Origin of the sequence: Paraburkholderia sp. Cpub6, assembly GCF_014201065.1 — a bacterium.
Lineage (GTDB): Bacteria > Pseudomonadota > Gammaproteobacteria > Burkholderiales > Burkholderiaceae > Paraburkholderia > Paraburkholderia tuberum.
This window is the reverse complement of record NZ_JACHDM010000066.1, coordinates 1-6,223: the sequence shown is the minus strand read 5'-3', so window position 1 is coordinate 6,223 and position 6,223 is coordinate 1. Positions and strand designations below refer to the sequence as shown.

The 6,223-nt window shown below is 60.0% G+C and carries 7 protein-coding genes; 3 read left to right on the top strand and 4 right to left on the bottom strand.

The window, feature by feature from the left end; all coding sequences use genetic code 11:
• Positions 1-169: 169 nt before the first annotated feature.
• A complete protein-coding gene (locus tag HDG33_RS38555; RefSeq protein ID WP_143037115.1) occupies positions 170-295 on the bottom strand; it encodes a PliI family lysozyme inhibitor of I-type lysozyme in 126 nt (41 codons plus the stop codon).
• A 271-nt stretch (positions 296-566) separates the two neighbouring features.
• Positions 567-1,109 carry an SgcJ/EcaC family oxidoreductase gene (locus HDG33_RS36425; protein ID WP_311548421.1) on the bottom strand — a complete coding sequence of 181 codons (543 nt, stop codon included), beginning with the start codon at positions 1,107-1,109 and terminating at the stop codon, positions 567-569.
• 445 nt (positions 1,110-1,554) lie between these two features.
• Between HDG33_RS36425 and HDG33_RS38550 the strand changes: the two genes are divergently transcribed.
• Positions 1,555-2,022: a nucleotidyltransferase domain-containing protein gene (locus HDG33_RS38550; RefSeq protein WP_184041114.1), complete on the top strand. Its 468-nt coding sequence runs from the start codon at positions 1,555-1,557 to the stop codon at positions 2,020-2,022.
• Positions 2,023-2,031: 9 nt separating this feature from the next.
• The gene (locus HDG33_RS36415) at positions 2,032-2,715 is read left to right on the top strand and encodes an ureidoglycolate lyase (RefSeq protein ID WP_184041113.1); all 684 of its coding nucleotides are present in this window, start codon (positions 2,032-2,034) and stop codon (positions 2,713-2,715) included.
• A 142-nt stretch (positions 2,716-2,857) separates the two neighbouring features.
• On the opposite strand, the gene HDG33_RS36410 is transcribed toward HDG33_RS36415, so the two are convergent.
• Entirely contained in the window at positions 2,858-3,889 is a 1,032-nt protein-coding gene (locus HDG33_RS36410) for an AI-2E family transporter (protein WP_184041111.1), read from the bottom strand.
• Positions 3,890-3,936: 47 nt separating this feature from the next.
• Complete coding sequence (locus HDG33_RS36405; RefSeq protein ID WP_184041109.1) at positions 3,937-4,608, bottom strand: DedA family protein; 672 nt, start codon at positions 4,606-4,608, stop codon at positions 3,937-3,939.
• Positions 4,609-5,270: 662 nt separating this feature from the next.
• Between HDG33_RS36405 and HDG33_RS36400 the strand changes: the two genes are divergently transcribed.
• Complete coding sequence (locus tag HDG33_RS36400) at positions 5,271-5,729, top strand: hypothetical protein (protein ID WP_184041107.1); 459 nt, start codon at positions 5,271-5,273, stop codon at positions 5,727-5,729.
• Positions 5,730-6,223: the final 494 nt, after the last annotated feature.

Here is a 6,223-nt window from a genome sequence, read left to right as displayed (position 1 = left end):
CAGAACCTCGAAGCGTTTCGCGAGGAGCGTATGGAGCAGGGCCAGTCCGAAAATGACTGCGCCGGCGATTTCAACTGAATGTGGCATGTGTTCGCTTTGAATGGCGATGGAACGGACTCTGAAACGCACGCGGTTGGTGTTGCCGCCGGCCGGATCGCTGGCCTCGCTTTTAGGCAGCTCTCAGCGTAGCCACGACATCGTGCCGCGTATCGGTATCGACGCGGGCAAGCAGCCTGACCGTGTGGAGGCCGATCCTGAGCGCGTCGACTTCGAGAAAGTTTCCGGAGGCCGCCATGAGGTTTGTAGTGAAAATTAATTGCGTCAATCCAGAATTCTGGCGACAGGGCCGAGCGGCGCCTGGAATTCGTTGAACTTAAATTCTTATCGAGGGGCTAGCCGGGCTCAATCGCCAGTTGACAGTTTCATTTGATCTATGAGGGTTGGCGGCCGAAATTCCCCTCGATTCTGCGCGTGAAGCATGCGCGGCAGCAATTGGCGTGAGGTGTCTAACGCGCTCAGCCATTCACATCTGATCGCCTGGCACGGACCCGTTGTTCAATGGAGTGTTACTCCGGCATCGCCGACGAATGGTGATTGAGGATCTTCCACTCCCCATCAACCTTCTTGTACACGAATGTATAGCGCGCATGCACCTTCTGATGCTTGCCGTTCTTCATCAAGTCGAACGTATAGACGCCCGTGTCCAGCGCCGAATCGTCGCTCAGCAAGCGGATCTCGCGGAGGTTGATCGTACCGTGCGGTTTCAGCTTCAGAAACTTCACGAAATAGTCCTTGATGCTGGCGGGAGTCGTGCGGATTTCATTGGAAACCGTTGGCTCCAGTACGGCATCGGGTGCGTAGAGCCTGGCAACGGAGTCGGCGTCGCCCGTTGCGAGCGCCTCATTCCACCGATCGAACAGCGACGCGATTTCAGCTTCGCGCTGATTCGTCGGCGCCACGGCGATTTCGCGATAGACCTTCGGTACGAGGGCTTCGCCTGCAAACACGCTAGTGCTGAAAACAACTGCGGCGGCGATCAAAATCTTTTTCATTTTTGCGTTCAATCCATTTAAACGAGAACCAACGAGGAGTCGGGAAACTACAGCCACCAGGCGCCTTAGGCTACAAGGGAACCCTTCAGGTATCGCCGCCTGCCAACGGCCAGCCAGCTATGTCGTCAGTCGACCTGTCCGGGACGTATTGTGATATTACACCCAATATTGATGTATTCGTCAACTATGACGTTAGAGGAAAGTTTTAGCCTCGTTGTTCGCAAACGCTTCGCGCGAACAGACGCCTGATGACGTTGCAAGCGCGGAAACTGACGCGTCGACGCGCACGACGCAACGCTACGACCAACATTCGAGCGCGATCCAGTTTGAAGAGGTTGAGCGGATTTCTTTATAGAAGTGGACAGATATTCAGCGTCAAATCCACGCCGGACTTCCGCCATTCGATCGTGCAAATCGAATGTCTCTTGATGGCCGGACGCGGCTGATGTGACAGGCCGCATTCCTCGAAAGGTCGCGAAACAAGCCCTCTACGACATTACAGATCGCGCTTCTCATTCGGATCGCCGCTGCTCTTCGAGAATCGCCTGGATGCGCCGGTGCGGTGGTTGTGGGGTCGTTTGCAAAGGACAGCGCAGACCGTCTCTCTGATATCGACCTGGTAGTCTTTTGTCCGGAAGGCGCAGGACATTCGTTACTTCAAACCATAATCAAGCAATTCGCGCCGTCGAAAATTCTTTTCACGTTCGACGGCATGCACGATTTGGACAGAGTGATAGATCGCCTCGCTAATGTTGACAATCCAGCCCGCCGTGTCGAACGGCCGAAAGGGCCGGGCCCGGACGGTCGACCTGTGTTGCTGCGGTTGCGCCGCAGCATCGCCGCCAACTTCCGTAGCCGACCCACTTCCGACGTCAGGTCCGACGTTGTGCCAGTGGCCGTTTCCACGTGGACAAGCGGCGGTCAAACTCTTTGTTCGACCATCGGCGGTCGGTACGTTCTACTCCTGTAGACTGCCGCAATGACCCAAGAAATCGATTACCTCAATCCCAGCCTTCCTTCTGGCCTTCGGCGCGTGTCAATGCCCGTGGTCGATGCGACCCCCACAACGCTTGATGGATTCGGCAGGCTTGTAGCAGACCCGAGCGAGTGTTCGATCGAGATTGTGCAGTGGCCGGCAGTGGGTGCAAGGCCCGTTGACCCTGGAACCGGTGATGAGGCAGGCACGACCGAAGGCACATTTGTGAGCGAATGGCGCGGGGACATTCTGTACGGTCGAAACGAGGCTGTGGGCGGCAACTACATCCTTGCGTACGCAGTGGAGCCTGAAGCAGCCCGTGACGACAACACCAATGTACCGGAGCGCATGTTGCTTTGGCACGCGAACTACCACCCAGACGGTGGACAACTGTTCTTTCCTCTCGACCATCGCCCGTTCTACGTTCCCTTGGCGCTGCCCGGGGACGACATAGCGCCAGAGAGGTTCGTGTGCTTTCGCTTTGATGGACAGCAGGGCCTCTACATCCATCCAAACATCTGGCATGAAGGTGTGTTCACTCTCGAAGGAACCCAGCGGTTCTTTGACAAGCAGGGCGCCGTCCACGCGCGCGTCTCTGTCGACTTTGCCCGCGAGTTTGGATGTCTCCTCGAGGCACCGATTGCCCGCGACGCCCAACCCCTTCAAGGCGGCGGCCTACATCTGTAGCGCGAAGGGAACACCCGCTCCCGACGGCGGACATACGTCCTCGGTTCGCCAGTATCGCATCCCTTTATGAGAGTGATGAGGCGCGCGCCACGCGCGCGAAGTATCCCTGAAATTAATGGAGGTCACCGACAGGCGAACAACGTTAGTCATCGTTCGTCAGGAAAACTGCGAAACGACGTGTCGATTCGAATGTGGAAAACGCAATGACCAGGCCGACGGTGATCGGCACTGCGAGGAAGGCGCCCGCGACGCCCCAGATCGACGACCACACCGCCAGACTGATCAGGATCACCGCGGGGCTCAGGTTCAGTGAGCCGCCCATCAGCCACGGGTCGAGGAGATGGCCGACCACGAAGTTCGCGAGCGTGAGCGAGATGAACAGCACGATCGCCGCGTTCCACTGGCCGAACTGCAGCGCGGCGAGCAGCGTCGGCACCGCGACCGAGATCCACGAGCCCGCATACGGGATGAAGTTCAGTAGGCCGGCCAGCACCGCCCAAAGTTCCGCGAATTCGAGTCCGACGAGCCGCATGCAGATCCAGCTCGCGATGCCAAGGATCGCGCCGAGCAGGGTCTTCATCGCGAGATAGACGCCGATCTTCGAGTTGATCTCGTCGATTACCGACACGATCCGCGTCGAGTCGCCCGCGAAGTTCACGAGCTTGCGGCGGTATTTCGCGTGCTCGATCAGAAAGAACGTCGCATAAAGCAGCACGACGATGATCGCCGCGAGCAGCGACGACACCGACGACAGCGTGGCGGTTATGATCGCCTGCACGTTGACGCTCGCTAACAGGTCGCGGCGGATTGCAGCCCAGTTGGCCTCCGTTTCGATGTGCAGCAGCGCGGCGAACTTCGTAAACAGTACGAGCAGCGTCGCCTCGTACTTCGGCGCGACGGCCATCAGCCGGTCCCTGTCGGACAGCAGCAGGTCGACCGACAGGTAGACCGTGAAGAGCATCAGCGTCGCAGCGATCGCGTGGCGCAGGCCGTCCCGCAGGCGTGTACCGAGGTAGGGAATGCGGCGCAGCAGGTTGGCGAGACCGAAGACCACGTACGTCGCGATGATGCCGAACGCAATTGGCACCAGCACGGGGCGGCCGACATACAGTCCCCACCCGAGCAGTGTGGCGAGCACGGCCGCACATGTGCATTTCAGCAGACGCGGGTTCATGCGTTTCCTCGCGAGCAGCGCTGCCTGGCGCGTTGTGGGCCGCCGCGTCAGTCGCAGCGGGACTTTTCGTCGGGTAGCGTCGGGTCGGTGGTGCGGCGCTTTCGCCGTCCTCGCCACAGCAGGCTGACGACGAACGCGACGACACCCGCGCCGATCACGATCGCCATCGCAGCCGGCAGGTGCGAGCGGACCCACGGCACGTTGCCGAAAAAATACCCGGGACCCGCAAGTGAGCATATCCAGATCACCGCGCCGCCGGTCGCGAAGCGCACGAAGCGGCGAAACGGCATCTTCGTCGCGCCGGCGAGCGCGGGCGCGACCGCCCGGACGATTGCGATGAACGGAGAGTACAGCAGCAGCGCGGCGCCGTGACGTACGTAGAGCGCGCGCGTTCGCGCAGTCACCTTGTCGATCCAGCCGCTGCGCTTCGGGTTCCATACCGACGCGACGGCACGTGCCAGCGCATAGTTGAACACTTTTCCTGCAACCGCGGCCGCGACCAGCAACGGCGCGAGCCACACAGGCTGCAGCACGCCGACGGCAGCGAGCGCGCCGGACAGGAACAGGAGCATGTCCGCGGGCAGAATGACGAGCGGCAGTACGCCGACACTGCAGAAGACGATCGCCCCGAGGATTGCGTAGGCCAACGGCCCATGCTGGACCAGCAGCGCTTCGAGGTCCTGGTCCAGTTGCAAGACGAATTGCACGAACGTGGCCATGTGTGCCGGCTACGTGTCCGTTGGTGGAGGGGGAAGTATAGCGGCAAGCGCGCAGCAGTCCCGCACTGTGTGGCTGGCGGGCGCAATCGCGTTGCGCATCTTGACGTCGCGAGCAGCAGGCGACGGCTGTATGGTCGCATCTTTCGCGCGTTTCTCAACGCCGGGCGCTGCCGGCGACGGAAACCGTCGGGGCAATGCTTTCGTGCCGGTCGTCCCGCCGTTCGCGTGCAGCCGCATCGCGAGATTTTGGCAGTACGCCAACTTTACCGGGTAGGGGTGAAAGCCGCGCAGACAGGGCCGCGCCGAAGTCAGCAGTTTGACAGCTTCCTGCTGGGCATTACAGAGGGCAGAGACACATCAAGGAATCGGAAGTGCCGCGCAGAAATGAGTCTGTGATCGACCGTTAACTGATCGAAGCCGACATCTCAATGTCCTAATTACGACCTTTGCGAAGGGCCATTGCTCCTGGCCGAGTCCGCATCGTGCAGAAAATCCTCCGGATGCTGACCGCGCGGTGATCGCCACAGTGCGCCGATTCTCCGCGAGACGCAAATGCCACAGAAGGCGCAAGGGCGTGTAGATTAGGATCTTGTTGCGACCCGCCACTGTGTCTTCGAATCGGTCGCCATCCGAACCAGTCCTGAAGTTGCACAGGAGCCGGCATGAACACGAAGCACAGCAAGAAAGGTCATCTCGAAGCCGCGGCGTCACACCACGAGCAGGCCGCGCGACATCACCGCGAGGCGTCGCGGCATTTCGATGACGGTCAAGACTTTGTCCACGCCGCACATCAGGCGATGATGGCCCATGGCCACACGTTGCATGCGATCGATCAGGCACACGACGCTGGCGCGCACAGCGCCAATACGCCATCAATAACGCCTCCATCGACCGGCTCAGGCGCAAGTGCCGCGGACGTGGCAAAACATCATGCGGCGGCCGTGGAGCTTCACACGCAGGCGGCGCAGCATATGCGCCACGCCGTCAAGCTCTTCGATCAGGATCGTAGCGCGGCCTCCCACGACGCACAGCTAGCGCTCTCCCTTGCACTGCGCGCTTTGTCCCATGGCAACGAAGCAGCCAGACTATTTGTCAAGCTCGCTGCCAGTGGTGCATCGTGAGTTAAGGCCGGTTGAATTCAAGCCAGTCACGACTTATTTGGTGGAGTATTCGGAGTGGTGCGGTATCCGCTTATACCGATTCTTGAGCGCACCGAAAGCTGAATCGCTTTCTGCACGGCATGCACGCCGTACAGCACCAGGTTGTCGCGCGGATCTACGGTCGTGGGCCTGCCGCAAAGATCCGCGCATTGATAGGTATGGCGCAATCCAGCGCGCCACTCGCGACTAGGCCTTTCGCTCCACTAAGGTGAAGCCGGTACGGAAAGGTGCTCAACCCGCGTAGCGCTGAAACTGGCTCGTTCAACTACACTTCGTCGCCTGAGCGGACGGGCAAGGAGGAACGCGCTGGTCATCTGGGAACGAGCTGTAGATGCGGTGCTGTGCGCGCTTAAACCGCGACCGCTGATATGACTCCCGGTGTCAATCGGGATCGGTTTTTCAGTTTCTCGAATTCATATTGTTGGAATTTCCTGAGGGCGACGTAGCAGTACATC